This is a genomic window from Dietzia massiliensis, assembly GCF_018390595.1.
Taxonomy (GTDB): domain Bacteria; phylum Actinomycetota; class Actinomycetes; order Mycobacteriales; family Mycobacteriaceae; genus Dietzia; species Dietzia massiliensis.
On the sequence record NZ_JAHBAV010000217.1, the window covers coordinates 1 to 432 of the forward strand.

Genomic DNA, 432 nt, shown 5'->3' on the forward strand with positions numbered 1-432 from the left:
TTTCTACGGTGCCAGGCGTTCGGCACCGAGCGCTATATGTACCGCACCGGCGACATTGTGCGGTTTAATCGTCAGGGGCAGCTGGAATACCTCGGCCGGAACGATCACCAGGTCAAAATTCGCGGCCACCGCATCGAATTGAGCGAAATCGATCTCAGTTTATCCTCTCTCGACAATATCGAGCGGTCGCTCAGCTTAATTGTCGGTGAAGGCCAGCAGGCCCGCATCGTCAGCTACCTGCAGTTAACGCCGGGAGAGGAGCTGAATGAAAAAGCGGTGCGCACGGCGCTGAAAGCTCGCTTGCCGAATATCATGATCCCGTCCGGTTTTGTGGTGCTGTCGGCCTTCCCGCTCACCAACAACAATAAAATCGACATTCGTCGGCTACCGGCGCCGGAAACCCACTACTCGGCTTCCGAAGCGGACTACACG

Annotated in this window: 1 protein-coding gene; it reads left to right on the plus strand. The window is 56.7% G+C overall.

The annotated features are described in order from the left end of the window. Positions 1-36 precede the first annotated feature (36 nt). On the plus strand, positions 37-432 hold a 396-nt coding region (locus tag KHA85_RS20325), incomplete at its 3' end, for an acyl-CoA synthetase family protein (RefSeq protein ID WP_236885851.1).